21 protein-coding genes and 1 pseudogene are annotated in these 24,841 nt (G+C 69.0%); 7 read left to right on the top strand and 15 right to left on the bottom strand.

Annotated elements, in window-relative coordinates; genetic code table 11:
• Positions 1-550 precede the first annotated feature (550 nt).
• A complete protein-coding gene (locus OG251_RS41690) occupies positions 551-823 on the top strand; it encodes a DUF5133 domain-containing protein (RefSeq protein ID WP_326682478.1) in 273 nt (90 codons plus the stop codon).
• Positions 824-862: 39 nt separating this feature from the next.
• On the opposite strand, the gene OG251_RS41685 is transcribed toward OG251_RS41690, so the two are convergent.
• Positions 863-2,257, bottom strand: coding sequence for a hypothetical protein (locus OG251_RS41685; RefSeq protein ID WP_326682477.1), 1,395 nt, complete (start codon positions 2,255-2,257; stop codon positions 863-865).
• Positions 2,258-2,455: 198 nt separating this feature from the next.
• Between OG251_RS41685 and OG251_RS41680 the strand changes: the two genes are divergently transcribed.
• Positions 2,456-3,766, top strand: coding sequence for a molybdopterin-dependent oxidoreductase (locus tag OG251_RS41680; RefSeq protein ID WP_326682476.1), 1,311 nt, complete (start codon positions 2,456-2,458; stop codon positions 3,764-3,766).
• Positions 3,767-4,091: 325 nt separating this feature from the next.
• Here the strand turns inward: OG251_RS41680 and OG251_RS41675 are convergent, their stop codons facing one another.
• Genes OG251_RS41675 through OG251_RS41665 form a run of 3 tightly spaced genes read right to left on the bottom strand, consistent with a single transcriptional unit; the run spans position 4,092 to position 6,273 of the window.
• The gene (locus OG251_RS41675) at positions 4,092-4,898 is read right to left on the bottom strand and encodes a class I SAM-dependent methyltransferase (protein ID WP_442818465.1); all 807 of its coding nucleotides are present in this window, start codon (positions 4,896-4,898) and stop codon (positions 4,092-4,094) included.
• The gene (locus tag OG251_RS41670; protein ID WP_326682474.1) at positions 4,895-5,572 is read right to left on the bottom strand and encodes a TIGR04282 family arsenosugar biosynthesis glycosyltransferase; all 678 of its coding nucleotides are present in this window, start codon (positions 5,570-5,572) and stop codon (positions 4,895-4,897) included. The genes OG251_RS41675 and OG251_RS41670 overlap by 4 nt, the downstream gene beginning before the upstream one ends.
• Positions 5,569-6,273: a glycosyltransferase family 2 protein gene (locus tag OG251_RS41665; RefSeq protein ID WP_326682473.1), complete on the bottom strand. Its 705-nt coding sequence runs from the start codon at positions 6,271-6,273 to the stop codon at positions 5,569-5,571. Before OG251_RS41665 ends, OG251_RS41670 begins: the two co-directional genes overlap by 4 nt.
• Positions 6,274-6,397: 124 nt before the next feature.
• On the opposite strand from OG251_RS41665, the pseudogene OG251_RS41660 reads away from it, so the two are divergent.
• A pseudogene (locus OG251_RS41660) lies at positions 6,398-7,331 on the top strand (response regulator transcription factor).
• Positions 7,328-8,434, top strand: coding sequence for a sensor histidine kinase (locus tag OG251_RS41655; RefSeq protein ID WP_326682472.1), 1,107 nt, complete (start codon positions 7,328-7,330; stop codon positions 8,432-8,434). Before OG251_RS41660 ends, OG251_RS41655 begins: the two are co-directional and overlap by 4 nt.
• A gap of 3 nt (positions 8,435-8,437) precedes the next feature.
• Here the strand turns inward: OG251_RS41655 and OG251_RS41650 are convergent, their stop codons facing one another.
• The 3 genes from OG251_RS41650 to OG251_RS41640 all read right to left on the bottom strand — a co-directional run bounded on the left by OG251_RS41650 (position 8,438) and on the right by OG251_RS41640 (position 12,421).
• Positions 8,438-9,520 (bottom strand): NAD-dependent epimerase/dehydratase family protein, encoded by a 1,083-nt coding sequence (locus OG251_RS41650; protein ID WP_326682471.1) that lies wholly within the window; start codon positions 9,518-9,520, stop codon positions 8,438-8,440.
• A gap of 406 nt (positions 9,521-9,926) precedes the next feature.
• Positions 9,927-11,099, bottom strand: a complete 1,173-nt coding sequence (locus OG251_RS41645) for an argininosuccinate synthase (protein ID WP_326682470.1) — start codon at positions 11,097-11,099, stop codon at positions 9,927-9,929.
• A 317-nt stretch (positions 11,100-11,416) separates the two neighbouring features.
• Positions 11,417-12,421: an ABC transporter ATP-binding protein gene (locus OG251_RS41640; protein ID WP_326682469.1), complete on the bottom strand. Its 1,005-nt coding sequence runs from the start codon at positions 12,419-12,421 to the stop codon at positions 11,417-11,419.
• A 667-nt stretch (positions 12,422-13,088) separates the two neighbouring features.
• Between OG251_RS41640 and OG251_RS41635 the strand changes: the two genes are divergently transcribed.
• Together OG251_RS41635 and OG251_RS41630 are read left to right on the top strand one after the other, a co-directional pair.
• A complete protein-coding gene (locus OG251_RS41635; RefSeq protein WP_326682468.1) occupies positions 13,089-13,364 on the top strand; it encodes a response regulator transcription factor in 276 nt (91 codons plus the stop codon).
• A gap of 689 nt (positions 13,365-14,053) precedes the next feature.
• Positions 14,054-15,244: a hypothetical protein gene (locus OG251_RS41630; RefSeq protein ID WP_326682467.1), complete on the top strand. Its 1,191-nt coding sequence runs from the start codon at positions 14,054-14,056 to the stop codon at positions 15,242-15,244.
• A 167-nt stretch (positions 15,245-15,411) separates the two neighbouring features.
• Here the strand turns inward: OG251_RS41630 and rfbB are convergent, their stop codons facing one another.
• From rfbB to OG251_RS41590, 8 genes are all read right to left on the bottom strand, one after another.
• Complete coding sequence (gene rfbB / locus OG251_RS41625) at positions 15,412-16,383, bottom strand: dTDP-glucose 4,6-dehydratase (protein ID WP_326682466.1); 972 nt, start codon at positions 16,381-16,383, stop codon at positions 15,412-15,414.
• On the bottom strand, positions 16,380-16,805 hold the full coding sequence (locus OG251_RS41620; RefSeq protein WP_326682465.1) for a sugar phosphate nucleotidyltransferase: 426 nt from the start codon (positions 16,803-16,805) through the stop codon (positions 16,380-16,382). Before OG251_RS41620 ends, rfbB begins: the two co-directional genes overlap by 4 nt.
• A 19-nt stretch (positions 16,806-16,824) precedes the next feature.
• A complete protein-coding gene (locus OG251_RS41615; protein WP_326682464.1) occupies positions 16,825-17,805 on the bottom strand; it encodes a Gfo/Idh/MocA family protein in 981 nt (326 codons plus the stop codon).
• A gap of 169 nt (positions 17,806-17,974) precedes the next feature.
• On the bottom strand, positions 17,975-19,363 hold the full coding sequence (locus tag OG251_RS41610; RefSeq protein WP_326682463.1) for an NDP-hexose 2,3-dehydratase family protein: 1,389 nt from the start codon (positions 19,361-19,363) through the stop codon (positions 17,975-17,977).
• A gap of 4 nt (positions 19,364-19,367) precedes the next feature.
• Entirely contained in the window at positions 19,368-20,306 is a 939-nt protein-coding gene (locus OG251_RS41605) for an NAD-dependent epimerase/dehydratase family protein (RefSeq protein ID WP_326682462.1), read from the bottom strand.
• Entirely contained in the window at positions 20,303-21,421 is a 1,119-nt protein-coding gene (locus OG251_RS41600; protein WP_326682461.1) for a hypothetical protein, read from the bottom strand. Before OG251_RS41600 ends, OG251_RS41605 begins: the two co-directional genes overlap by 4 nt.
• Positions 21,422-21,523: 102 nt before the next feature.
• Positions 21,524-22,675 (bottom strand): hypothetical protein, encoded by a 1,152-nt coding sequence (locus OG251_RS41595; RefSeq protein ID WP_326682460.1) that lies wholly within the window; start codon positions 22,673-22,675, stop codon positions 21,524-21,526.
• A gap of 472 nt (positions 22,676-23,147) precedes the next feature.
• Entirely contained in the window at positions 23,148-24,032 is an 885-nt protein-coding gene (locus OG251_RS41590; protein ID WP_326682459.1) for an aminoglycoside phosphotransferase family protein, read from the bottom strand.
• A gap of 552 nt (positions 24,033-24,584) precedes the next feature.
• Here OG251_RS41590 and OG251_RS41585 point away from each other — a divergent pair.
• Positions 24,585-24,833: a hypothetical protein gene (locus tag OG251_RS41585; protein ID WP_326682458.1), complete on the top strand. Its 249-nt coding sequence runs from the start codon at positions 24,585-24,587 to the stop codon at positions 24,831-24,833.
• The last annotated feature ends 8 nt before the right edge of the window (positions 24,834-24,841 follow it).

Below are 24,841 nucleotides of genomic sequence, written 5' to 3'. Positions count from 1 at the left end.
GCTTTTCCTCTGGATTCCAGCACTTCCCACCTCTTTCGCGAATTCGTGCAGCCCGGTGAACCCGAACAGTGAGACGGATGGTTCAGAACGCTGCCGTCTACGCATTGCCTGGAGGCAGGGGAATTCCCGCCACTGCTGCACGGAATTGTGAAAGGAAAGGTATTCGCGAAAGCGAGGGAAAGGAAGGGGTTTACTGGAAGTGAAATGAGAAGAAAATAAAGAATTCCACTCATGGAATTTAATTCACATCGCGAAAACGGGAACGAAAAGGAAGGATATGTACCGAACGGGAGCGGTCCTGGGCATGTCTTAGCAATCATGTGCCCTGGTAAGAATGTTCACCCCTCGCATGTTCCTCAACCCCGACGCAATCCCCTCTCCGCCTTTCGCGGAGAAGTCGGAGTTCCGGGGCGACCGAGCGGGAGCGCAACCGGTCACCCGGTCGGCGCACCGCTTTTCCCTGAACGATGTCCGTCTACGGTGGCAAGGTCCGAGCGGACACCGCACCATCGGAGAGACGCCCGGACGCAACCGGACCCGAGGAGGGCCCATGGCACTGAAGGCCGACCCCAAAGTCGTGCGTGAGCTGGTCCACCGCTACGACAAGCTTCGGAGTCTCGACGCACCCCGCCGGGGATCCTCGATCAACCCCGGAATCGAGGGTGTCGTCTACACGCTCTGTGTCCTGACCGGCACTCGCGACGAGCCGAACGCTCTGGCCGCCGCTCGCAGCCTGCTCGCGCACCCCGATCCACCCCGCTCGGAGCACCTCCCGCCCCGCCCGGACCCGCTGCGAGATTCCGCCACGTCCACGGACCGGTGACCGCCCCGCTCCACGGCCGGATACGGGCCGGCACCGCTCCTACCATCCGGTCCAGAGGAGGTGGTTGACCGCAAGGGCGACAGCTGCCTGGGCGGCCAGCCAGCCACGCCGGTGCGGTGCGGGCAGGAGCGCGGCGGCGGGGAGCAGCCAGAGGACGAAGGGCTGCCAGATCCGTTCTGTCTCCGCCTTGCTCATCCCGGACAGGTCGGCGATCAGCAGCGCGAGGAGCGCTGCCGATACGAACAGGATCAGTTTCTGTGGTGAATTCGCTGTTCCGGTTCGCAGGGTTCGTACGGCCGCCGGGGCACCTGCGGCGACCCGGCGCAGACCGGCGAGGGCGGCCGGTCCGACGGCGATCGCGGTGCAGGCGAGGTTGGCCCAGACCCAGTAGGAGTACGGCCGGAGCCCTCCCGCCCCCTGGTAGTAGCGTTCGACGAGCAGGTGGTACGCCTCCCACCAGTTGAAGCCCGCCAGGCTGAAGACGACCGGCGCCACCAGGGCCCCCAGGGCGAAGACGGGGATCGGCCGGACGGTGCGGGTGAGTACGAGGACGGCCAGAAGCGGCACGGCGATGAGTGTCAGGCCGTAGCTCAGGTAGCAGACCAGACCGAACAGGAGACCGGCGCACAGCGCGGCGGTCGCGGGGCTGCGGACCTTGCGGGTCGCGGCCAGGGCCAGCAGGGCGATGGACCAGGCGGCGACGGCGGTGAAGTAGCCATCGGCCGAGGTGCCGGCCCAGACCGCGACCGGTGCGAGGGCCAGGAACGGTGCGGCGCGGCGGGCGGTGTGCTCGTCGGCCAGGGTGCGGACGGCGATCAGCGCCGCTACCGCAGCACTGGCTCCGATCACGATGCACCAGATTCCGGCCCAGGCACCGCCGCCGAGCCCGATGCGGTCCAGCAGCACGAAGGTGAGGGTGGCGCCCGGCGGGTGTCCGGCGACGTGCGCGGGCCAGTTGCCCGGCGGCCCGATCAGGATGTGCTCGTCGAATCCGCGCAGAGCGGCGCCGATGTCGTCGAAGCGGCCGATGACCCTCAGATACTCGTTCTTGGTGGTGAGCCGTCCGGCGATCCCGCGTTCCCAGCCGTCGATCAGCGCGAGCGAGAGGACCCAGGAGAGGGACGCGGCGTACACGCCGAGGAGCAGCGTCCGCCAGCGCAGCCGGTCGGCGAGCACGGGGCCGTAGGCGATCACGGCCACGGCCACGGCGAGCGCGGCAGCTGTGCCGGGGCCGACGTGCGGGAACCAGGTCGCCAACAGAGGTGGCCAGTGCACATACAGGGTGTGGTCGGCGCGCTCGATGGCCGAGCCGATCAGCGCGGCGGCGGTGACCAGTACGACGCCCGCGCAGGCGGCCGCCAGGTCGCGGCGGTGCCCGGAGTTGTGCGGGGGCATCGGCTCGGTGGTGTGTGCGGTGCGCTGCTCGGTCTTCACGCAGGCACCGTACGCACGACGGGACGCCGCGGTGGGGTTGCGACGGGCGCGTCATCGAACCGTCGGATTCGGACCACCTGCAAGGTGCAAGGCGGAAAGGGCCGGGGCGCCGGGCTGGTGCGTCCCGGGGGGTGACGTCACCGTTTCGTCAGGAGTCGCAACCGTCCCACTCCGCTACCCCGGGCATAGCGTCGGGGCATGGGCGACAGCCATCGGAAAAGTCCGACCCTTGCCACTTCCTTCTCCCGTCTCTTCTCCGTACGTGCCACGACGATTCCTGAACGCCTGCCATCGGCACCGGGGTTCTGGCGAAGCCCGGTGCGTGGCGTGCGGTTCACCGCCGTGCTCGGCCTCGTCCTGCTCGTCGGGATCACCCTGCTCTTCGTGACGGGCCTTTTGTCGTACGCCGCCTACAACCCGGACCTGAACCCGGTCAATGACAAGACGCCGGACAAAGGGCTGTTGGGCTTCTATCTCTTCGCCTGGCCGACCGGGCCGCACTGGTTGTACCGGATGACTCAAGGCATCCACGTCACCCTCGGCATCGTGCTCGTCCCCGTTCTGCTGGCGAAACTCTGGTCGGTGGTGCCGAAGCTCTTCGCGCTGCCGCCCGCCCGGTCCTTCGGACATGCGCTGGAGCGGCTCTCGCTGCTGCTCCTGGTGGGCGGGGCGCTGTTCGAATTCGTCACCGGGCTGCTCAACATCCAGCTGGAGTATCTGTTCCCCGGGTCGTTCTACCCGCTGCATTTCTACGGGGCGTGGGTATTCTTCGCCGCGTTCCTCGCACATGTGGGTCTGCGGGCGCCTCAGGCCGTACGGGTGCTGAGGCAGGGCGGGCTGAGCGGGACGGTCCGGGGCGACCTTCTGGAGCCCCCCGCGCCGGCCGCGCCCACGCTGTCCCGCCGCGGGGCGCTGGCCATGGTGGGCGCCGGTTCACTGGTCCTGCTGATCACTTCGGCCGGCCGGAGCTTCGACGGGCCGTTGCGGCGTCTCGCGGTGCTCACCCCGCACGGCGGTGCCGAGCCCGGCTCCGGCCCCAACGGCTTCCAGATCAACAAGACCGCCGCCTCGGTCGGCGTGACCACGGCCGAGACCGGGGAGGGCTGGTGGCTCACGGTCAGCGGGCCTGGCGGAGACCTGCGGTTCACCCGGGAACAACTGCTGGCCATGGACCAGTACAGCGCGGCGCTGCCGATCGCGTGTGTCGAGGGCTGGTCGACCTCGGACCAGTGGTGGCGCGGTGTACGGCTGAGCGATCTCGCGGCGCTCGCCGGATACCCGGACCATCCGCCCGGGGTGCTGGTGGAGTCGGTTCAGCGCGGAGGGCCGTTCCGCCGGGCGGCGCTGCGCGACAACCAGGTGCGCGATCCGCGTTCCCTGCTGGCGGTGCAGGTCAACGGCGAGGACCTGTCGCCCGACCACGGATACCCGGCACGCATCATCGTCCCGGCCGCCCCCGGAGTACTCAACACCAAATGGGTGTCCCGGCTGACCTTCGGAGAGTGGTGAGCAGAGTGGACCCGCGCACCGTCGTTCGGCGTTGGTACGGGGAGGGCCCGTTGCACCTCCTCCTGATGGCCGCTTCCTTCGCCCTGGCGGGCTATGCGGGTGTGCGGCTTCTGGCAGGGGACACCTTCGGTGTCATCGTGTGGTTCGTCGGAGCGGCCCTCGTGCACGACCTGGTGCTGGTTCCGGTGTACGCGTCGGTGGACCGACTGCTCTGCCGGTCGGCCGGCCGCCGTTCCGGGCTGGTCAACTTTGTCCGGGTGCCGGCATTCCTCTCCGGACTGCTGCTGCTCGTGTGGTTTCCGCTGATTACTCGGCAGGCAGACCACTACGATCCGGCGAGCGGACTGTCACCTGATGTGTTCCTCGGGAACTGGCTGCTGGTGACTGCCGCACTGTTCACGGTCTCGGGGCTCTGGCTGGTCGTCAGGACGGCCCGGCTGCGTCGCAGGGAGACGAACGGGCGGCCGTCCGACTCCCACTGATCCACCGGATGCCAGCCGAGAGGCTGCGCGTATCGCAGCAGTGCGGGAGCGCCGAGCCGCGCCCACGAGAACTGCGGCGCTGCCGTCCCGGAGCGGGCGGTCCTTCCATCGTCCAGCCGCACTTCTGACCGCTCGTCGATGTCCTGGGGCGCTGTCTCGGCGATGAGCAGCCCGCCGGGGGCGACCAGGGCGGCTGTGCGGTGGAGGAGATGCCGCGGGTCGCCCCCGATGCCGATGTTGCCGTCGATGAGCAGGGCGGTGCCCCACCGTCCTTCGCCCGGGAGCGGTTCGAAGACGGAGCGGCGCAGCGCGGAACCGCCGAGCCGCAGCGTGCGGGCGACCGCCGCCTCGCTGACGTCGATGCCGAGTGCGCGGTGGCCGTGGGCCGTCAGCGCGGCGACCAGCCGCCCCGGGCCGCAGCCGATGTCCAGGACGGGGCCCTCGCAGCGGCGCAGTGCCGACAGGTCCGTGGCGTCCGCGTCGGCGCACCAGCGCTCGATGTCCAGCGGTAGAAGCCAGCCGTCCGTACGGCGGAGGAAGAGCGGACCGCGCTCCTTGCGCAAGGCGTTGGCATACGGGTCGGTGGTCCACGAGAGGGCGTCCCTGAGCGACGGGCCGGTCAGACCGGGTTCCGACATCGTGCGGCTCATCGGATCGCCGCCCGAGTCAGCCGGGCCAGAGCGGCGGCGAACAGCCCGTGCGGCGCGACAGCGGCGACGTGCGCGGCGTCGGCCGCCGTGTCCACGTCCCGCAGCAGGGGAAGCTCGCGAACCGTCAGTCCGGCATCGATCAGCCGACGCCGCTGTACGGCGCCGGTCTCGGGCACGGACATCGGCACACCGCGCAGGAGTTCGGGATCTGGTTCGGCCAGGCCCAGCGCCCAGAATCCGCCGTCCTCCGCGGGGCCGAACCAGGCGTCGCAGCCGTCCCACGCAACGGGTGAGAGGGCAGGGGCCAGATCGGCCACAGTGATCTGGGGGGTGTCCATTCCGATCAGGAGCGTCGGCCCCGAGAAGGCGCCGAACGCGGCGGCGAGTCGTTCGTCGAGACCCCCTGTGCCCTGCTCCATCACCTCGATGCCGGGCGGCAGCCACGGTCCGGGCGCCCCGTCCAGGACGACCACGCGCCGCGCGGCGGGCAGCGCGCGAACGGTACGCAAGGTGTCGCCGAGCGCCGCCTCGGCCAGCTGGGCCGCCTCGCCGGGTGAGAAGGACGGCGTGAGCCGGGTCTTCACCCGGCCGGGAAGCGGCTCCTTGGCGATGACCAACACGGTCGTCGCCCCGGTTGAGACCGGTCGGGCAGCGCCGTGCTCGGGCGGCTTCATCGCGAGGCCCCCGCCCGGACCGGCGGCCCGCTCAGCACGGCCCGCATGTCGCGCACCGCGTGCCAGGTGCCCAGCCATGTGCCGGTGACCTTCGACTTCCCGGTCCGCGCGAGGTAGGGGACATCCGTCTCGGTGACCCGCAGGCCCGCGTCGGCCGCGCGCACCACCATCTGCAGCGGGTAACCACTGCGCCGGTCGGTGAGATCGAGCGCGAGCAGATCGGCGCGGCGCGCGGCTCGCATCGGCCCGAGGTCACGCAGTCGCAGTCCCGTGCGGCGGCGCAGCATCCGGGCCAGCGCCGCGTTCCCCGCCCGCGCGTGCAGCGGCCAGGCGCCACGCCCTTCGGGACGACGACGACCGAGCAGCAAGTCGCTCTCACCGTCGGCGATCCGGCGGACGAAGCCGGCCAGCAGCCCGGGGTCCAGGGAGCCGTCACAGTCGCAGAAGCAGACGAACTCCGCGTCGGAGGCGAGAAGCCCCGCATGGCAGGCCGAGCCGAAACCGCGCCGCGGTTCATGCACCACGGTCGCACCGAGGGAGCGGGCCAGTTCCGCCGAGCCGTCGGTGGAGCCGTTGTCCACGACAATCGCACGCCAGCCATGAGGGACCGAGGCCAGCACCCCGGGCAGTGCGGCGACTTCGTCCAGACAGGGCAGGACGATGTCGGCACGGAGGTCGGAAGTATCGGAGGAAGAGATCACGTGGCTCACCCTACGGAGCGAAAACCGACATTTCGGGTTCCGGATTCTTACGAAATATGGACGCCGTCAGGTGGTGGCGCGGGAGTGTCGGCGGTGCGCCGCCATGGGTGCCAAGGTGGGTGACATGCAGACGACCCCGGACGCTCCGCCCCCCTGTCCTGCCGACGGGGTGCCTCCGGATCGGCCCGAACGGCCTGCCCGTGCGGCGCACGGTGACCCCGCCCGCGGTCACGTACTCGTCGTGGACGACGACCCCACCGTCGCGGAAGTCGTCACCCAATACCTGACCGGAGCCGGATACGACGTGGCCCGAGCAGCGGACGGCCCGGCCGCGCTCGAACAGTACGCACTCCGGCGCCCCGACCTGGCCGTACTGGACCTGATGCTGCCCGGTATGGACGGACTTGAGGTGTGCCGTCGCATGCGGGCGCACGCGCCGGTGCCGGTCATCATGCTGACGGCGCGCGGCGATGAGGACGATCGCATCCTCGGTCTGGAGACAGGGGCGGACGACTACGTCACCAAGCCGTTCAGCCCCCGCGAGCTCGTCCTGCGCGTCGGCTCCGTGCTGCGCCGCGCCGAGAGGGACGCAACACCGTCCCCGTCGGCTCCGTGCTGCGCCGCGCCGAGAGGGACGCAACACCGTCCCCGTCGGCTCCGTGCTGCGCCGCGCCGAGAGGGACGCAACACCGTCCCGCCGCTCGGCGATGCTCGAAGGCGCGGGCCTCGTCCTCGACCCCGCGGCCAGACGTGCGACCTGGGAGGGCCGTGTACTGGCCCTCACCCTGAGGGAGTTCGACCTGCTCGCCTTTCTCCTGCGCAATCCTGGACGGGCGTTCACCCGGGAGGAGTTGATGCGCGAGGTCTGGGGCTGGGACTTCGGTGACCTCTCGACGGTGACCGTCCATGTCCGCCGTCTGCGCGGGAAGGTGGAAGCCGACCCGGCCCGCCCCGGCCTGATCCGCACGGTCTGGGGCATCGGCTACCGCCTGGACCTTCCCCCGGGCCCGGCCTCCGGCGCCACCACCATCGATTCCCGCTCCTGGACGCCCTCGTGACCGATATCCTCCTCATCGGGCTCCTCGCCTTCCTCGGCGCTGCCGCGGCCGGCCTGCTCGGCGCCCTCGTGCTGCGGTTCTCCCGGCATCGTTCACTCATCGTCTCGCTGACCGTGGTGGTTGCCGTCGCCGTGACCGCGATGCTCGTCGGCACGTTGGCCGTCGCCTGGGCGATGTTCCTGTCGCCGCACGACCTGACGGTGGTCACGACCGTCGTCGCCATGGCAGCCGTCGTCTCGCTCGCTACCGCGACACTGCTCGGCCGCTGGGTGGCGGCGAGAAGCCGCGACCTGACCCTCGCCGCTCGTTCCTTCGGGGACGGCGGCACCTTCGCGGCCCCCGAGGCCCCGGCCACCGCCGAACTCGCCGCTCTCACCCGTGAACTGGCCTCCACCAGTGCCAAGCTCGACAGATCACGGGAGCGGGAGCGCGCCCTGGAGACCTCGCGGCGCGAGCTGGTCGCCTGGATCTCGCACGATCTGCGCACCCCGCTCGCCGGTCTGCGCGCCATGTCCGAGGCGCTGGAGGACGGCATGGCCGTCGACTCGCAGCGCTATCTGGGACAGATACGCACAGAGGTCGAGCGGATGAACGACATGGTCGGCGACCTCTTCGAACTCTCCCGTATCCACGCAGGTTCACTCGCCCTGACCCCCACCCGGATCTCCGTGTACGACTTGGTGGGCGACGCGCTCGCCGGGGCGGACCCGCTGGCCCGCGAACACGGTGTGCGGCTCGTCGGCGACCGGGTCCAGGCCGTTCCCGTCGAGGTGGACGCCAAGGAGATGAGCCGGGTCCTGGGCAATCTCCTGATCAACGCGATCCGTCGCACCCCTGCCGACGGCACCGTGGCGGTGGCCGCGCACCGGTCGGAGAAGGGTGTGGTCCTGTCGGTCACCGACGGCTGCGGTGGGATCCCGGAGGAGGATCTGCCCAGGGTCTTCGACACCGGCTGGCGCGGCAGCCACGCCCGTACGCCCCCGGCGGGCGCGGGCCTGGGGCTCGCCATCGTGAGGGGGATCGTCGAGGCACACGCAGGCCGGGCGGAGGTCCGCAACGTCACCGGCGGTTGCTGCTTCGAGGTGACCCTCCCCCCGGCGTGAGCCTCAGGCGGGCAGTGCCTCGGTCGCTTCCCGCTGCGGCGCGGCCGCGAACTCCACCATCCCCTCGGCGAAGCCCACTTCCGGTTTCCAGCCCAGTTCCTCGCGCAGTCGTCGCGAGTCCGCCGTGACGTGGCGTACGTCCCCGAGCCGGTATTCACCGGTGACCACCGGCGCGGGGCCCCCGTGGGCGGCAGCCAGGGCAGCGGCCATCTCACCGATGGTGTGAGGCTCTCCGCTCCCGGTGTTGTACGCGGCGAAGCTGCCCGGCCCCCTTCCCCCGACCGCCTCCAGCGCCACAGCGTTCGCGCAGGCCACGTCCCGCACATGGATGAAGTCCCGCCGCTGGCGGCCGTCCTCGAAAACGCGGGGCGACTCGCCCCGGGCCAGGGCCGAACGGAAGAAGGAGGCGACACCGGCGTACGGGGTGTCGCGCGGCATCCCGGGCCCGTACACGTTGTGGTACCGCAGTGACACCGCGCTGCCCCCCGTCGCCCGTGCCCAGGCCGCGGCCAGATGCTCCTGGGTGAGCTTGGTAGCCGCGTACACGTTGCGCGGGTCGGCCGGAGCGTCCTCCGCGACCAGCCCGGAGACCAGCTCGGCACCGCAGTCCGGACAGCGCGGTTCGAACCGGCCCGCCACCAGGTCGGCCTCCGCCCGCGGGCCCGGCCGGACCCCGCCATGACGGGGGCAGGAGTAGCGCCCCTCTCCGTAGACCACCATCGATCCGGCGAGCACCAGACTCCGCACCCCGGCAGCGGCCATCGCGGCCAGTAGCACAGCAGTTCCCAGGTCGTTGCACCCCACGTACTGCGGGGCATCGGCGAAATCCTTGCCCAGACCGACCATCGCCGCCTGATGGCAGACCACATCGACGCCCAGCAAGGCGCGGTCCACGGCCTCGCGGTCACGTACGTCCGCGATGATCATCCGCCCGCGGCCCTCGACGGCGGACCGCCGGACCGCGCTGCCGCCGTGCGCCGAGGGCAACAGAGCGTCGAGCACCACCGCCTCATGTCCGGCATGGGCGAGAGTCCGGACGATCTCCGACCCGATGAACCCGGCTCCGCCGGTAACCAATACGCGCATACGCCCACGTTAGGACGCTTGGAGCCGAGCCCAACGCCTCTGAGACGGCATGTCACGAGACCGTCAGTGATTGCTTTCCATGCCGGGACCGACCCAGAGACGGGGATCTGATGTCCTGGGCCCGGTGCGCCCTGCCGGCATTCGGAAGTCCGCCCGATCCGTCACCGGCTCCTCACCGGGCCCCCGTGTTCCGATCCGTGACGAAACGCAGATTCGAGGAAGCTCACGACTCGGCCTCCCCTGCCGAACCGATCACGGTGATCGGTGGAGTGAGGCGGTTACGTTCGCTGATCAGCGCCTCCCCGGTGGGGCCGTCGTCGGCATGCAGCACTGCTCCGGGGTGGCAGGCCCGCACCACGGGGGGCGGGCGATGTCCTGGACTCCACTCCGTTCGGTGTTCTTCCGGTTATGGACGGGTCAGGGGGAGGGACCATACGTAGGCGAATGCGGCGCCTGCCTGGTGGTTGAAGGTGTCGCCGGCTTCGTAGGTGGCCAGGGAACCGCTGTAACGGGAGTGCGGGGAGTGCCGGGCGACGACGGTGTGCGAGCCCTTGTACAGCTCCAGGGTGATGTCGCCGGTCACGGCGGTCTGGAGGCTGGAGACGAACGCGTCCAGGGCGCGGCGCAGGTCGGAGAACCAGTAGCCGTAGTAGACGAGTTCGGCGTAGCGCAGGGCCATGGACTGCTTGTGGTGGAGTGTCTCGCGGTCGAGGACGATCGCTTCGAGTTCCTCGTGTGCGGTCATCAGTACGGTCGCGGCCGGCGCTTCATAGATGCCGCGGGTCTTGAAGCCGACGATGCGGTTCTCGACGATGTCGACGCGGCCCACTCCGTGCCGTGCGGCGAGCGTGTTGAGCCGGTGCACCAGCTCGGCGAGTTGGAGCCTCTCGCCGTCGAGGGCGACGGGGATCCCGGTCTCGAATCCGATCGTGACCCGCTCCGCCCGGTCCGGGGCCGTCCCGGGATCGGCCGTGAGCTGCCAGGCTCCCGCGGGCGGAGGCCGGCCGATGTCGTCCAGCTCGCCGCACTCGATGCTGGTGCCCCAGATGTTGGTGTCGATGCTGTAGGGGCTGTCAGGGGTGACCGGCACCTGGATGCCGTGTTCCCGTGCGTACGCGAATTCCGACTCCCGGGTGGTCAGTTCCCAGTCGATGACGGGTGCGAGGACCCGCAGGCTGGGGTCGAGAGCGGTGACGCCGGTGAAGAAGCGCACCTGGTCGTTTCCCTTGCCCGTCGCTCCGTGGGCGACCGCGTCCGCCCTCTCCGCATGGGCGACCTCGACCATGCGCTGGGCGATCAGCGGACGTGAGAGCGGCGCGGCCACCAGGTACTTGTTCTCGTAACGGGCGTGGGCCCGCATGGCGGGCAGCGCGAAGTCCTTCAGGAACCGGTCGGTGAGCGGCTCGACATACACCTTCGAGGCACCGGTACGCAGCGCCCGCTCCTCGATCGTGTCCAGCGACTCGATCTGGCCGATGTCCGCGCAGAACGCGATGATCTCGGCGTCGTACCGCTTCTTGAGCCAGTGCAGGGCCACGGAGGTGTCCAGACCTCCTGAATAGGCGAGCACGATCTTCATGAGCCCTCCAGAGATGATGCCGGGCAAGGGGCGACGCCGGTGGCGTCACCGCCGGCACCGTCCAGGGCACTCTGCCGCGGACTGCCCCGTCCCTGAGTCTGTCCATCCCGCACGCACCACACCCCCGCCCCGGGGCCCACAGCCTCACGAGAGCCGCCACCACGCCGCGGCCCCCGCCGGACCGCCGCTCCCCTGAAGCGCGGAGCTGCTCCGTGACACCCCGGAAGGGGCCGGCGCCGCGTCCGGCCGGTCGGCGACCGGCCTGCCCATCCAAGAGACACGCTCCGGGGGCGAACTCGCGGACCGGAGCCGGCTTCTCAGCTCGAACAGGCTTCGCGGGCCGAGTAGATCGTGCGGACCACGCCTTCCAGCTCGGGTTCGATGATGGAAAGGTCAGTGACTGCGTGCCTGGCCAGGACCGCGCTGATCAGGTCGGAGATCTGGTTCTGCTCCGGGTCGAAGCGCAGCGTGACCGAGTCGGCCTTGGCGCCGGGCGGGTCCTGGAACACGCCATCCAACGCGATCCCCTGCCACTGGTGGTTTTCGGCCAGTTGCACCACCAGCTGCCGGTGCGGGGCGTAGCGGGTCTTGAGCGTGTTCACGTCGCCGTCGTAGAGGACCTTTCCGTCGTCGATGAGCACGATGCGACGGCACAACTGCTCGACATCGTCCAGGTCGTGCGTGGTCAGGATCGCGGTGACGCCCTCGTCGCGATTGAGTACGCCGATGAACTCGCGAATGCGCTCCTTGGCGACGACATCCAGACCGATGGTCGGCTCGTCGAGGTAGAGGATGCGAGGTTCCGGCAGCATGGCGGCGGCGAGATCGCCGAGCATCCGCTGCCCCAGCGACAGTTGGCGCACGGGGGTGTCGAGGAAGGGGCCGAGGCCGAGCAGTTCGGTGAAGCGCGTGATGTTGGCACGATGACGGGAACGCTCGACTCCGTACAGCTTGCCGATCAGATCGAGCGAGTCCCGCAGCGGCAGGTCCCACCACAACTGGCTGCGCTGACCGAAGACGACGCCGATATTACGGGCGTTGCGCTCGCGCTCGCGCCACGGCACGACACCGGCGACCTCGACGTGGCCTGCCGTGGGATGCAGAACTCCCGTGAGAATCTTGATGGTTGTGGACTTCCCCGCGCCATTCGGGCCCAGGTAGCCGACCACCTCACCCTCATCGATGGTGAACCCGACTCCATCGACGGCGAGTTTGCTCACGTACTCCCGCGTCAGCAGAGTCCGCATACCGCCGAATGCTCCAGTGAACCGTTTGGGCCTGCGAAACTCCTTCACCAGCCCGGCTACCCTAATGATCGACATGATCAATATTCTGGGTGGCCGGGGTGCGTACGGTCAACGGTGCGACTCCCGATCATGGAAGTAACGCCTGGTAAAGAGGTGATCGTCTCTGCCGGGGTGGTCGAGGATGCCCGGCCGGAGGGCGAGAAGACCCACCATCCATCTCGGATACGACGGACATGACCCGGCCGGCGTCGGCCCGGGAGCTGACGCACGGTGGAATTCCGGCCAACTCGGCCTGAATTGTCACTGGAACGCGCAGGTCGCCGGGCCCGTCGTCACTCGTGAATGCGACGGTCGACGCGAACTGTCCCGCACCGGGAGCGCGGGACGTCCCGGTGGCACGCAAGCGGGCACGACACCCCGCCCAGGCGGCGGGAAGGCTTGGCTTCCCGGCCGGAGGGCGAGCCATGGAACCGGGCCGCGACTCTCCAACGGCCCATGGGCGGGCCCGCTCGATGTGCGGCACTGGTACCCCGAGAACCGCAGAACCAATTGTCTGCCATAGCGCAGCAAATCAGACTCGTCGGAGCGTCCGGTTCACCGGGCCGCTGGTGGATGACGTAGACAGCTGTTCCGTGATCTATTAGCTTTGTAAGCGCTTACGCGGCAGCGAGGAGCGAAGCTTGCCCCTTGTGTCCTAATGCGGATGTTTGATGCTGTCGAGGTGTGTTAGTTGAGGAGTGTCATGGCTTTCCGGGATGAACCAGGGAGCACGAGCAACCAGTCGATTAAGCCCTCGGCGGCTTTGGATCCTCTGAGCAAGCGTGAGCTTGAGGTGTTGCATCTCGTGACCAAGGGCATGACGAACCGAAAAATCGGTTCCGCGCTGGGGATATCGGAGAGAACTTCCAGGGAGCATGTCGCTCGCATTCTCCTGAAGCTCCGGGTCCGTTCGCGGGTCGAAGCCGCTGTGATTGCCGCAGAGGCAAGATTCGAGGCGATGGCTCAGGAACGCTCGTGAAGTGGGCTGAGCGGTGCCCCCGGGCTCTCCTGGGGGCATCGGGTACGCCGTAGGCGGTCAAATACGGAAACCCGGTGCGGGTATTGGATGGGCTCCGGCGGGAATGGGAGCGGGTACGGGCGGATCCGCCGCCTCTCTCCGCAGGTCCCTGCCCCGTGGAGCCTTTCGGTACGCAAGCGCGCGGCGTCGGCCGGAGGCCCGCTTCCATCGGGCTGAGGGCTGCCGTTCACGGCAGGGTCCCGTCGGCGTGGTTGAGGGTTTCGTCGTAACGACCGCCGGCGGAGAGTTCCGCCTGTCGTGTTCCTTTTGCGCCGGACGGATCCGGTCCCGCGGCGGCCTGCTGCGACGGGGTCTCCGCGAATCGCCTCGGTGGCCGGCGGATTCCCGGGCGGTGTCCGGGCGGTGCGATCGGTGACCCGCACCGCACGAGTGGCCGGGACAGGACCCGGACGCCGGCTGGTACGCCCTGCGGTGTGACCGTCGTCCACCGACGAAGCCAAGGCGGTCCGTGCTGTTCCCGGCAGCCGTGCCGCGGCCTCGGCGTAGGGGAAAGATTCGCGAGAATGTCAGTTTCGTGAACCTTCGGGTCTGCGATTCGGCATCGGGCGATCGGCGCGGTCCGTGCATCAGTGCCGAAACGCTCCGATGGTGGATCGCGACGTCGGATGGATCCAGTGAAGGCAGGGGCTATGCACATTCACCAATTGCGGCTCGATTCTCCGCTGCCGCTCTCGCACGGTGACGAACTTGCGAAGCGCATCTATTACGCGTCGTCGGATATCGAATCGTTCCGGCTCATCGAAGAGGAACTTCGCATAGTGGCCGTGGAGGTGACTACTGTACGCGAGGTCGGAACCGACGATCTCGCGCGCAAGGTGAACCTCATCAGTGATCGAGATGTTCTTCCCCAGCGGATCACGTCCGTGGAGCGCGTGTGGAACTCGCCCCATTCGGAGAGATTCGCTGATGGCGCAGTCTATGAACAGCTCCTTGCGCTTGGGCTGGTCCATGAGATGGGACAGGGGTTGATTGCCTCCGGCGGACTCTTCACCGCCACTCTCGATGCGCTTGACGAACGCATCCGTAACCTTGCCATCGGAAGATTCGGGGCAAAGGAGCAGCGGTACCCCACGCTCATCTCCACAGAGACTCTTCGGCGTGGCGGCTATCTCGATTCGTTTCCCCAGTTCCTCATGTCTGCGCATCGTCTCCATGCCGATGTGGACACATACAGTGACTTCGTGGGCGAAGGGGAAAGCGCAGAGGATATCGGCGCACGCCTGGCCAGGTATGGCGAACACTCGGGCTACTGCCTGCCGCCGACCATGTGCTTCCACACCTATCAGCAATTCCATGGCAAAAGGCTGGATTCCGGTGGAACCGCAGTGACTTCGCGCGGAAAATCATTCCGTCACGAGTCGCGCTACAGCCGCTCCGTGGAGCGGCTGTGGGACTTCACCATACGGGAGATGGTCTTCTTCGGGGAGGGCAAGGCAGTTGCCGATCTTCGGCAGTCCTTCCTCGAAGCGTCGTGCGACCTCATCGATGAACTGGGTCTGCCCGGTCATGTCGAAGGAGCCAATGATCCGTTCTTCGGGGACGGGCGGAACCCTCGGCGGATGCTTGCGCAGCGGCTGAGCGGCCTCAAATACGAACTGCGGCTGCCTGTTGAAGCGGGGCGCACTGTCTCTGTGGCGTCATTCAACGCACACGGCACGCTCTTCGGGGAGCCGTTCGAGATAGCGTTGGCTGACGGCTCCACCGCGAGTTCCGCGTGTGTGGGTTTCGGTCTGGAACGGTTTGCTTACTCCTTCTTCTGCCAGTACGGGCCTGAGCTGGGTAACTGGCCCGGATCCGTCCGGAGAGCTCTCGGCCTCTGAGCGGTGCGAGCCCCGCACGAAGTGCGGGCCACCGCCCGCGATCCCGCGTTCTCGATGAACTGGGCGCCGGACCGCGGGCTTTGGGGGTGGGATCGCGGGGCCCCCGAGCACCGGGTGTCCGAGCGGCCGCAGCCCGGACAACCTGATCCCGCACCGGGCGTGGGCCCTTATTCGGAGTGCTTCGCCGGCTCCCACCAGTCGCGGTGGTCGCGGTACCACTCCACGACCTCTTCGATCCCCTGACGGAAGTCCACCTGCGGCCGGTAGCCCAACTCCTCCCGGATCAGGCTGTCGTCCAGCGAGTAGCGCAGGTCGTGCCCCTTGCGGTCCGCGACCCACCGGATCCGCTCCGGGCCGGCACCGAACAGCTCCAACAGGTGGTCGACGAGCTGGAGGTTGGTCAACTCCGTTCCGCCGCGGATGTTGTAGATGCCGCCGGCGCGCCCCTTCTCCAGCACCAGTTGCACAGCCCGGCAGTGATCCGCCACATGCAGCCACTCCCGTACGTTCCTCCCGTCGCCGTAGAGCGGAACGGTGCCTCCGTCCAGCAGATTGGAGATGAAGCGCGGGATGGCCTTCTCCACGTACTGGTAGGGGCCGTAGTTGTTCGCACAGCGGGTGATGCTGACGTCCACCCCGTGGGTCCGCCAGTAGCTCCTCACCACGAGGTCCGAGGCGGCCTTCGAGGCGGCGTAGGGCGAGTTGGGCAGCAGCGGCTGTGCCTCGTCCCAGGAACCCTCGGCGATGGAGCCGTAGACCTCGTCCGTGGAGATGTGCACCACCCGCGGAACCCCGGTGGCCAGGCAGCAGTCGAGCAGATTCTGTGTCCCCAGCACATTGGTGCTGAAGAACGGCGCGGCATCGGCCACGGACCGGTCCACATGCGACTCGGCGGCGAAGTGCACGACCGCGTCGTGCCCGGGGAGCACATCGAGCAGTGCGTCCCTGGAGCGCACGTCAGCCCGTACGACTTCCAGACGCGGGTGGCCGGTGGGCAGGTTGGCCAGGTTGCCGGCGTAGGTGAGACTGTCCAGTGCCGTGACCCGGGCGCCTTCGTAGCCTGCGTAACTGCCGCCCAGCAGTTCCCGTACGTAGTTCGATCCGATGAACCCGGCGGCGCCGGTGACCAGGATCCTCATATGCCGACCACCGCCCGCGCGCCGTCGGCGGCCGTCGGGCCGGACCCCGGCGCACCGGAGGTCTCCTCGGTGATCGTGACCTCGGGGCCGATCAGAGAGTCCTGGACGTCGCCCGCGTCGATCAGCTCCGCCCCGTCCAGGACGATGCTCCGCTCGATCCCGGCACGTCGCGGAGTGGCGCGGTCACCCACTGCCGTGTACGGCCCGGCGAAGCAGTCCTCCCGGCCGGTGTCCTGCCAGAAGCCGGTGTGCAGGCTCGCGCGCACCCGTCGGCCGCTGTCGATGATGCCGGCCTCGCGAATCCGTTCCGGACAGTGGATCAGCACAGGCTTCTTGGCGCGGGGGATGAGCTGCTCGGGCATGTGATCGGTGAGCGGGCGCAGCCGGGAACCCATGCCTGCGGACAGTACGAGCGCTTTCATGTTCATGCTCCCTGGCTGGTCACGAGCCGACGGCGAACCGTCGGGGGGCGGGATCGGCGGAAGACCCGGCTGCGATGATGCGGCCGAGCGTTCGCGCGTCGCTCAGCAGCGGGGCGTCCCACTCCCGCGAGCCCGTTCGCACGGCTTCCAGGACCCGGGCCAGGAAGAGCCGCATGCTGTCGGCACGGGCCACCCGATGGACGTGCTGCGCCTCCCCGGAGTGGACTCGGATGCTGCCCTGCGTCTCCGGGGGCAGCGAGAACGGGCGCTCGATGTCGATGGCGCAGCCACTGCCCAGCAGCCGCAGCGTGTTCTGGTACACGGTCGTGAATCCGAAGTGCCCGATGGCCGTCCTGCCGCCCGGATAGCCCGCCAGCACGCTGTACGCGGTCTCCAGGCCGTCCTCGGTGCGCCCGCTCACCAGCACGTTCACCTGCTCGGGTTCGGCCTGCCAGAGCACCCTGCCCAGGGACGCCATATAGGGACCCGTGTCGAGGAACGCGCCGCCTCCCCGGGAGCGGTCGTAGCGGAAGTCGCCGCGGGGAACCGGCGGCGTGAAGACCGCGACCGCGTTGGTGATCCCTCCGAACCGTTCGGCGATCGACGTGACTTGCGCGTACGCCGGATGGAAGCTGTAGCACACCGCCTCCGCCAGGACGAGGGACGAGGACCGGGCCAGCGACACCATCTCCCGCGCCGTGTCCGGGTCCAGCAGGCCGGGTTTGTCGACCACGACGTGGTGACCGGCCTTCAGGGCGTGACGCACCGCTGCCGCGTGCTCACTGTTCACCAGCGACACATAGACCAGGCCGGGGCGGGCCGTGTCCAGCGCCACCCGCCAGTCGCGGTGGACGCGTCGTAGCTTCGCGAGCTGTCCGACCGATTCGGCATCGGCGTACGCGCTGGCGACGTCGATGGAATCGATCCCGCTCATGGCCGCCGCGGCCGGCAGAACGCGGCGCCGCGCGAACCTAGACATACCTATCAGGAGGAAGTCCATCTCACTCTCACGGCTCTCGGTCGGGGAGTCGGATGCACGGCGCCCGGACGGGCATCCGGGCGCGGAACTCGTGCGGGTGCAAAACGTACGGCCGCCGGGGACCGGCAGGCGGGGATCCTGGGGGCGATGCCGTCCGGCGCCGGTCCTGCCGCTCCAGGTGCGCCGGCCGTCACAGAAGACAGGCGGCCAGGCTTCGCACCTCGACGTTGAGGTGGTAACCGAGCCGGTTCATGCGATTGAGCAGACCGAGGGTCATCCACCGGTAGTTGTCCGGGACTTCGATGCTGTGGTCCTCGGGAAGCTGGATCACGACGTGAAGGGTGTCGGCCCGGGAGAAGCGTCCGCCGTCCTCCGACTGGACGGTCCGCAGCCGGATCCAGGATTCAGGTGCTTCGAGATACTCGCTCAGCGGCGGGTGGTCCTGCGGCCCGCGGTACGCGCCGGGGACGAACTGTATGGACGGTCCGAGTTCGAGCCGGTCCGTCAGACCCGGCTGGACCATGGCCTGGGCGAGGAATCGCAGTACCCCGGCACGCCGCTGGCAGATCAGGGCCACGACGTTGCCGGCGCGCGGTTCGAGCATCGGCTGCCACCACGCACCGACCTCACGGCTGGTGGCCCGTACCGACATGCCGATGATCTCGAAATAGCGGCCGTCACGATGGCGGATGCTGTCGTCGTCGCAGATCCACCCGTCCAGCCCCCGCAGACCGGTCCGTGTGACGTCGAGGCTGAACCTCGCCTTCTGGTCGATGAGCCAGGTCGAGACACCGGAGAGCTCGGCAGCCGAGCCGGGCGTCCGGTGCGACTCCAGTACATCGGAGCGGAATCCGCCGGGCCGTGACTCCTGCGGAGAGGGGCCGCTCCCGAGATCTCCGTAGGAGATTCCGGAAAGTACCGTACGGGCGTTCATGTTGACGCGATTGCCGAGTCCGAGTTGCTCGCGCAGCTGCCCCAGGGTGAGCCAGGCGAAATCCTCCTCGACCGGTACCTCTTCGTCCTCCTGCACTTCGACGATCATGTTCCGGTTCCTTTTGAACAGGTACCAGGAGGCATGCTCGGACAGGAGCTGGTCGAAGAGAACACGGCGTCGCGTGCCCGCCATGAAGTAGTCCAGGTACGGGGTGGACCTGCCGCCGTGCACGCGCTGGTAGTTGCTCGGCGTTGCCTGGACCGTCGCCGCGTACTGGACGAACGCGCTGTTGCCGGGCTCCATCTTCGCCTGCATGAGGAAATGCAGCACACCGTCGAAACGCTTGGCGAGGATGCCCAGGATGCCGATCTCGGGCTGGACGATGATCGGCTGGCACCACTGCGGAACGGGCCCGAAGTCCGTACGCACGGACAGTCCCTCGACTCCGAAGAACCGGCCCGACACATGCCCGAGCCGCTCGCCCAGCCGCCATTGCGGGAGGGCGGCCAGCGGCACCCGCTCGACCTCGTACGAAGCGGACCGGTCCCGTTCTTCGAGGAAGGCACTCGCATCGGGAGTGAGGGGGGACCCCGTCACCATCGCCGACGCGAGGAAGTCCTCGGCCCCGCATGCCTCGGTTGTCACGCTGCTACCTCTTTCCCACGTCACGGGCCATGAGCGCCACCCCGGCGGCCAGGCCCAGCGGTTCGAAGCCGATCAGTGACCGCAGCAGCGCCGTGTCCACGACGAGCCGGCCCCGGTCCGTGATGGCGGCGGCACCGGGGACGGTCGGCACGACGGAGTCCGTCGCCGTCTCGACCGCGCTGATCAGGTCGGATACCGAGTGCCCGACACCGGTGCCGACATTGACGACGCGCGGCAGCTGCTGATGTCCGGCGAGCAGATCCAGGGTCGCCCCTACGAAGTCGTCCACATGGAGGAAGTCCCTGATCTGCCGTCCACCACCGTGCAGCGTGAACGGCGTCGAGGTCAGGGCGCTCCAGAAGGCGGCCGAGACGACGTTCTGCCCCCGCGTCCGCGGCAGGAGGCGGCCGTAGATGTTGCTGCATCGAAGCGCGCACGTCCGCAGCCCGTGCACTCTGCCGTAGTACGCCAGGTACTGCTCGGCGACCATGCGGGACATCCCGTACGGCGAAGTGGGCTCGGCGGTTTCCGACTCCCGCTTGGGTTCCGTTCCCAGGGCGTAGACGGCGCCCGCGGACGACAGGAGCACCACCGCCGTCCCGGGACTCTCGGCGCGGACCAGCTCGCAGACGGGGATGACGAGCGACAGGGTTCCGATCACATCTGCGGCCGGCTCGCTGCCGGAGGGCACCGGGAAGTGACCGCCGGCGGCGATGACGACCACGTCCACGCCGGAGCGGAGTACCTCCGGGAGCCGCTCCGCCCCGCAGCCGGGCACGAACACGACATCGGCGGGGGAGGCGCTGTCACCGAGCCCATAGGGATCGGAACGGCCGATCACCGTGACCGCGAGGCCACGACGAGCCGCGCCGGACGCCAGGGCGCTGCCCAGGAAGCCGGCACCGATGACCGCGATCCGCGGCGCCGTCGTAGCCTCGTTCATCCGGCGTCGCCCGTCAGCAGGGCGGTCAGACGTGCCACCACCGTCTCCTCGCCGTCGTCGTCGAGGGCGCGCGGATCCACTTCGAGCCGGCCCTGGTGCATCTTGAAGTCGCGGAGATGGACGGCGGGGGTGCCCTGCGCCGCTTCCCTGGCGAGAGTCCGGGCATCCCGTCCGGCCCCGGCCGGGTCGACGGTCAGCAGCACACGGTGGATGGCCCGCCCCGATTCGTCCGCGACGACCGCCACGGAGAGGCCCGGCAGTCCCTCCAGCCGGGCGGCGACCTTGCTCATCCTGGCGAACTGAGCCGCGGCACGCTCCTCGGGCGTCGTCGCCGTGAACTCCTTGACCGCCTGGAGCAACCCCATGAGGTTCTCCTTGCCCACCTTCATCGGCCGGGCGATGCCCGCGTACTGCGCCCGGCAGGCCTCGATCAGATCGGCCCGCCCGCACACGAATCCGGAGGTCGGCGCGCCCAGCGCCTTGGGACCGCTGTAGATCACCAGGTCGGCGCCTTCGGCCGGCCAGCGGCTGATGTCCTCTTCCCCCGCTGCGTCGACGATCACCGGCACGCCGTGCTCCCGGCCGATCGCGACCAGGTCGGCGAGGGGCACCTGCCGACGATGGACGGCGTGCGTGTGTGACGTCACGTACACCAGAGCCGCGGTCCGCGGGCCGATGGCTCCGGCGACATGGCCGGGAAGGGTCTCGTTGACGGACCCCACCTCGACCGTCCGGCCGCCGCCGAGCGCGATCATCTGGCTGATCGGAGCCCCGCCGTAGCTGATGGAGTGGCCCTTCTGCAGCACGACCTCGGCGGGCCGCCCACCGGCGTCGGGCAGCCGCTGGATGCTCGTCAGGTCGGTGCCGGCAACGCAGGCCGCCACGCACACGGCCAGGCCGGCGGCGGCGCCGAGAACCGGCCAGGCGTCCTCGCTGCCGGTGGCCTCCGCCAGGTACTCGCCGGCGGCCCGCGCCAGCCTGTCCATGTCGACGTGATACCTGGCCGCGTCGCTCATCGCCGCGATCACACCGGGGCTGAGGGTGCATCCGCCCAGTGGTGTCGAATTCGCCTGGGCGCTCACTATGGGAGAGACGCCGAGATCCCCGTACTCCATACTCTGGCTCCTAGTCGCAGTGATTCATCAGGTCGGGTGGACGAGGTGCTCCGAGATCCGGTGCCCGCGCCGCGTACGGCCGCGGCTCGGAACCGCCGTCCGTCAGCCCGAGGCCAGTTCGGCGTCGAGCCAGGACACGAAGCCGCCCAGCGTGGTGTCGTAGAGGCGCTCCAGCCGTCGGCCCGGAGTGGTGACCTCGCCGTCGGCCACCTGTTGCAGCGCGTCGGCCAGGGTCCCGGCGTCCGGCCGGTGCAGCGCGACGCCCAGCCCTTCGCGGGCGACGACCTCGCCCGAGGTGCCGAAGGCGTCCACGATGCTCGGAATACCGTGGAGCCAGGTGTCACGCAGGCGAAGGCGCGTGGCGGTCTCGTTCTCCGCACCGGGCTTGGTGATGCAGACGAATGCCTTCGCCGCCTTGACGTACTGGTCTCGCTCGGAGAGGGCCGGCGGTTCCTCGTTCAGCAGGACACTGCTGGTGAGGCCCAGTTCGCCGATGGTCCTTCGTACGAGCTCGATGGTGGCCCGGGTGTCCTCGATCGGCCTCGCGTACATGAACGCCGCCGTCGCGTCCACGCCCCGCTCGCGCAGCAGACGCATGGCCTGCACAAGCATCAGCGGATCGTAGAACGCCCACATACCGCCCGTCCAGAGGAAGTCCGCCATGGGGCGCGCCCCTGCCGCGTCGGCCAGCCGCATGCTGCCGCTGCTGAACCCGACCGGCACGGTGCTGACCAGATGGTCCAGCGTCCGCGAGCGGACGATGTCGGCCGGCCTGAGCCTTCCGAAGGCACAGAGCACCGTGAGCAGCGCGGTCCGCTCGGACGGAGATCTGGAGAGGAAGTGGTGGCTGACCTGTATCTGCCGCTGGTAGGTGGCCAGATAGCGCTGGTACTCGCCGGTCGGGTCGCTGTGGGCCAGGAGTGACGGAAAGTCCATCTGCTCGATCGGCGCACGGCACTCACCGACGATCAACTTACGTCGGCTCACCGCGAGTTCGAGACGGTCCCGGTCGGCGGTGTCGAAGAACAGGACGGCCTTCGCCGCCGCGACGGCCCTGTCCGCGTCCGGGCCGTCCCCGACGAGTTCGGCCTCACCCAGATCGACGGGATCCGCCGCGGGCGGAGCGACCACGAACACGCGGAAGTGCCGGCTGAGGACCTGGGTGATCTCGGCAAGGCGCTGCCCCGCGCCGGCGATGGACGTGTCCGACAGCGAGTACGAACCGGCGTCCACGACGATCGGTTGCTCGGGCACTGGGCCTCCAGATTCCTCGGGGGTCGCGGGCGACCCGAATGACGGGACAGGTCATCGGTGAAACAGGGACGGGCTGCCCGGCTCCTCCGGTCGGCTCTGCCGTCCGTGTGGCGGCCGGCGCGCCTCGGTGCACTCATGAACTCCCGTGCCGGCACGCGACTTCGCTTCGCACCGCCCGTGCAGGCGGTCCCCCCGCCCCGGCCGCGGCATCGGCCGGGGCGCGACCGGCCGGCCGGGCCCGGACGTTGGGACGGAGGCATGTGGTGGCTGCTCTGGGCAGTGGCCGGAGGCGCGAGGGTGCGGGAGCGTCCGGCAGTTGCGTACGGGGCGGGTGAGGGCGGCCATTTCCGTACGCGCACCGGCCCGCCGCACTCTCGTTGTGCGCCACGAAGCGGCGCTCACGGCCGGTGTGGCGCGCGGCGTCCGCCGGGACTTCGGCCGGCCGGACCGTTCTCGACGCGAAGCCGCACGGTCAGTCCGTCGCCAGGACCCGTTCGAGCGTCGCGTAGCCGGCCGGTTCCCAGGTCGGCTTGCCCCCGGGCAGCCCGAGCCTGCCGTTGCGTCCGATCGCGATCAGATTGAGGGCGCGCAGGACGGCCCAGCCCCGGGCCCGGGTGACCGTGGCTTCGTCGGCACGCTCATAGGCGTCGAAGAACCGGCCCGCCGCTCCGGCGGGCAACAGGATCCAGGCGGCCGAGAGATCGGTCGCCGGATCGCCGGCGCACAGTTCGCCGAAGTCGATCACCCCGGCGAGCGTTCCGTCCTGGACGACCACGTTCGCCGGATGCAGGTCGCCGTGCAGCCAGAGCGGCGCGCCCTGCCAGGCGGGTGCCTTCACGGCCGTCTCCCACACCTCCCGCGCGGCGTCGGCGTCCGCATGGTCCGCAATGACCTCGAACACGTCGTCGATGGGCGGCAATCCGGCCAGGGGGATGCCACGTGAAGGGTTGACCGGCGCGTCGGCCGGTGCCTGCTGATGCAGCGCCCGCAGGAAGTCCGCGAGGACCTCGGCGGCCCCGATGCGGGTGATCGGCGCGTAGTCGGCCGGCTCGCCCTGGACCCAGCGCACGATGGTCCAGGTGTGCTCGAACAGGGGGGACGGCTCGCCGATGCGCACCGGGGCGGGCGTCGGCAGCGGAAGGATCTCGGCCAACGGCGGAAGCCACCTCTGCTCCATGCGCAGCAGAGCCGGTGCCCGCTCGGTACGCGGCATGCGCACCGCCAGTTCCTCCCCGAGGCGGAACTGCTGATTGTCCCAGCCTCCGTGGACGTCACGCAGTTCGAGGTCCGCGAGATCCGGGTGCTGATCCCGCAGCAGTGCGCGCACCAGATCCTGCTCGAATTTCAACTCTTCCATCGAGGGGCTTCCCATCGTTTCATCGACATGCATCGAAAATCTGGCGCCGGTCGGAGAGCAATAGTGCGCGACTGCGGGAGCGGTGCTATTCGCCGTGTTCCCCAAGGGTGCGCAGCATCGGGAGCCGGACAAAGGGCGCCGCCCGTCGGCCGACCGCGGAGTCAGTGGCTCCGGCGGCCGCGCACAGGCCCCGATGTCGCCCGCAGTACGGACAGCACGGTGCCCAGGTCTCCGGTTCCCGGCGAGCATCCAGATCCGTTTCCCCTCACCGGTCAATTTCTCCGCGATCCGGGGATCCTGCCCCGAAGTCACCGTATCAACAAGCTCGTTGACATCTCGTGCATGAGACCTGACCGGCACTGCGTCCCCATCGAATGCGGGGCAGGGCCGGCGATCAGACACTACCCATTCACGGCCGTCGGGGTGACATGGCCGATGCTCCATGGTCGATGGGCCACTAGACACGGCGACAGCTCGGCAGGAGTATCGCTTCGTATTCCAACGAGCACGAGCAGGTCCGCTCTCCGGGAGAAAAACTTGGACATCAATTCTGTGCAGCGAATCGCATGGGACAACAAGGTGCTGAAGGGATACAACACCACCGACTTGCCCCTGGAGTTCTGCATGCTCCAGGAAAAGGCGGCCGCGGCCTTCACCTCATGGCGGAAGGGGACGGAGATCCTCGGGGAGGAACTCGCCGATGTCGTCCTCTATGCGACGAGCATCGCCGAGATGGCCGGCCTCGATCTGCAGGAAGCCGTCCGGACGAAGGTCGACAAGAACGCGGCACGTCCGGATTGAGAGACAGG

It is taken from the genome of Streptomyces sp. NBC_01237, assembly GCF_035917275.1.
Taxonomy (GTDB): Bacteria; Actinomycetota; Actinomycetes; order Streptomycetales; family Streptomycetaceae; genus Streptomyces.
The sequence above is the reverse complement of the archived record's forward strand: the minus strand, read 5'-3'. Positions and strand labels throughout refer to the sequence as shown.

What these genes read in the sequence shown, in the direction of transcription:
- OG251_RS41690 (WP_326682478.1), top strand. Translation starts at nt 551, where the DNA reads ATGGCACTGAAGGCCGACCCCAAAGTCGTGCGTGAGCTGGTCCACCGC.
- OG251_RS41680 (WP_326682476.1), top strand. Translation starts at nt 2,456, where the DNA reads ATGGGCGACAGCCATCGGAAAAGTCCGACCCTTGCCACTTCCTTCTCC.
- OG251_RS41675 (WP_442818465.1), bottom strand. Translation starts at nt 4,898, where the DNA reads ATGAGCCGCACGATGTCGGAACCCGGTCTGACCGGCCCGTCGCTCAGG.
- OG251_RS41670 (WP_326682474.1), bottom strand. Translation starts at nt 5,572, where the DNA reads ATGAAGCCGCCCGAGCACGGCGCTGCCCGACCGGTCTCAACCGGGGCG.
- OG251_RS41650 (WP_326682471.1), bottom strand. Translation starts at nt 9,520, where the DNA reads ATGCGCGTATTGGTTACCGGCGGAGCCGGGTTCATCGGGTCGGAGATC.
- OG251_RS41645 (WP_326682470.1), bottom strand. Translation starts at nt 11,099, where the DNA reads ATGAAGATCGTGCTCGCCTATTCAGGAGGTCTGGACACCTCCGTGGCC.
- OG251_RS41640 (WP_326682469.1), bottom strand. Translation starts at nt 12,421, where the DNA reads ATGTCGATCATTAGGGTAGCCGGGCTGGTGAAGGAGTTTCGCAGGCCC.
- OG251_RS41635 (WP_326682468.1), top strand. Translation starts at nt 13,089, where the DNA reads ATGGCTTTCCGGGATGAACCAGGGAGCACGAGCAACCAGTCGATTAAG.
- OG251_RS41630 (WP_326682467.1), top strand. Translation starts at nt 14,054, where the DNA reads ATGCACATTCACCAATTGCGGCTCGATTCTCCGCTGCCGCTCTCGCAC.
- rfbB (WP_326682466.1), bottom strand. Translation starts at nt 16,383, where the DNA reads ATGAGGATCCTGGTCACCGGCGCCGCCGGGTTCATCGGATCGAACTAC.
- OG251_RS41620 (WP_326682465.1), bottom strand. Translation starts at nt 16,805, where the DNA reads ATGAAAGCGCTCGTACTGTCCGCAGGCATGGGTTCCCGGCTGCGCCCG.
- OG251_RS41615 (WP_326682464.1), bottom strand. Translation starts at nt 17,805, where the DNA reads ATGGACTTCCTCCTGATAGGTATGTCTAGGTTCGCGCGGCGCCGCGTT.
- OG251_RS41605 (WP_326682462.1), bottom strand. Translation starts at nt 20,306, where the DNA reads ATGAACGAGGCTACGACGGCGCCGCGGATCGCGGTCATCGGTGCCGGC.
- OG251_RS41600 (WP_326682461.1), bottom strand. Translation starts at nt 21,421, where the DNA reads ATGGAGTACGGGGATCTCGGCGTCTCTCCCATAGTGAGCGCCCAGGCG.
- OG251_RS41590 (WP_326682459.1), bottom strand. Translation starts at nt 24,032, where the DNA reads ATGGAAGAGTTGAAATTCGAGCAGGATCTGGTGCGCGCACTGCTGCGG.